The following is a 1,588-nucleotide window of genomic DNA, read 5'->3' as shown; positions in this document are numbered from 1 at the left end:
GGCTAGCGCCCAACGGCTAATGAATAATCCGGTCTGGCGAACGCAGCTACGGATGATTGCTGAAATATCGGACACAATTTGACGCACGTTATTTGCCGAAAACTGCCTCCTTTTCGGCGGAAACGTTCGTCATGTCAGGATGTCTGGTGTCGCTCGTCTCTTGTATCGCTCGTCCGCGACGAGAGACTCTGGTTTTCGGGGGTGAGGCTCGCCCCGTCCCTCGTTCGGGTGTTCTTCAAGCCAACTTTTTTTCGTGTCTGTCCCCGGATGGAACTATCCTGGGGCTAGGAGCGTCGAAGGCTGTCTGGCCAATGCGCTGCTGTTTCTGGACACACAAAGGACCACAACGATGCGAAACATTCCTCATCTTGGCAAACGCGTGCGCTTTTCGGCCGGCCTGCTCTTGGCCGCACTCGCCGCGGCGGCCGCGAATCGAGCTAACGCCGACGACGTGGTCGGATTTGTCGAGACGTTTGCTCTGGCCGAAGATCGCGCAGAAGTCCTCCAGCAGCTGATTCCCGGGACTGAGGAATACTACTTCTATCACGCGCTGCACTACCAAAACACGGGCCAGCAGGACAAGCTCCGTGACGTGCTCGACCGTTGGACCAAGCGGACGAAGTCGTCCGGGCTGCGCGACCTGATCCAGCGTCGCGAACGGCTGCTCGCCTACGATCGCGATCCGCAAGGAACCCTCGTCTGGCTCCGCAACGAACTGGGGATCCATTTCAGCCACCAGCGTGAGAAAGCACCCGGTCAGAAACCGGATCTGCCGACCAGCCTCGATCCGGCGAGCGTGTCGCGCAAGGCCTTCATTCGTTACGCCACGACGCATCAGGACAACCTGTCCGGCTTCCAGAACTCCGCCCTCGATTGGATCCTTCGAGATGGCGGCGTCGAACTCACCTCGGGGCGCCGCCGGGCTCTGCTCTCGCGGCTCGACCGGCCCGACTACGAAGGGCTCGTCGACCTGATCCTGGCCGACTTCCGCACGAAGGAGAGCCGCCAGTTCGGCGAATTCAATATCCACCGCGCCTTGTTGCTCGCGCAGATGGACGAGCTGCTCGAGAAGAAGCCCGACTTGCGCACGAACACAAACTTCATCCACGCCTACCTGACCAAGCTCGCTCCCAACGCCGATGCAGATGTGAACGACCCGGCGGTCCGCGGAACACATCTCGAGCGGATGTGGGCATTCGTCAAAAATCTCGCGCCGGCCCACAACTCGCTGAAAGCAAACGTCCTCTATGCACTGCTCGATCACCAGCGCAAGACGGGCCGCTACGACCGCGGCCTGTTTGTGACCTACGTCAAGCTGCCTCGCCCGGCACCCTACATGGAACCGCGTTATCTCCAGCTCGACGACGTCCGGCGTTGGCCGGTCAATCTTCGTCAGGACTTTACCGGTTTCACGCGTTGCCGCCCGGTCGGCGACGACACGCCATTGGTCCGCGACTTCTTGCTGCATTTCCTGACCGACGAAGACGACTGCCAGGGGTGGACCGAATGGATCCGCGACACGTTCGTCAAGCCCTTGATGGCCGAAGCCAAGATCGTCTCCGGCGCCGCCGACCCCGAGCGGTGGGCC

The 1,588-nt window shown here is 61.0% G+C and carries 1 protein-coding gene; it reads left to right on the top strand.

Annotation, left to right across the window (positions count from 1 at the left end; translation table 11 throughout):
* Positions 1-349: 349 nt before the first annotated feature.
* Positions 350-1,588, top strand: a 1,239-nt coding sequence (locus tag GY725_22650) for a hypothetical protein (GenBank protein MCP4006989.1), incomplete at its 3' end; no start/stop codon positions are given.

It is taken from the genome of bacterium, from assembly GCA_024226335.1.
GTDB lineage: Bacteria > Myxococcota_A > UBA9160 > SZUA-336 > SZUA-336 > JAAELY01.
Note: the sequence above shows the minus strand (reverse complement) of the source record. Positions and strands in the feature narration are given on the sequence as shown.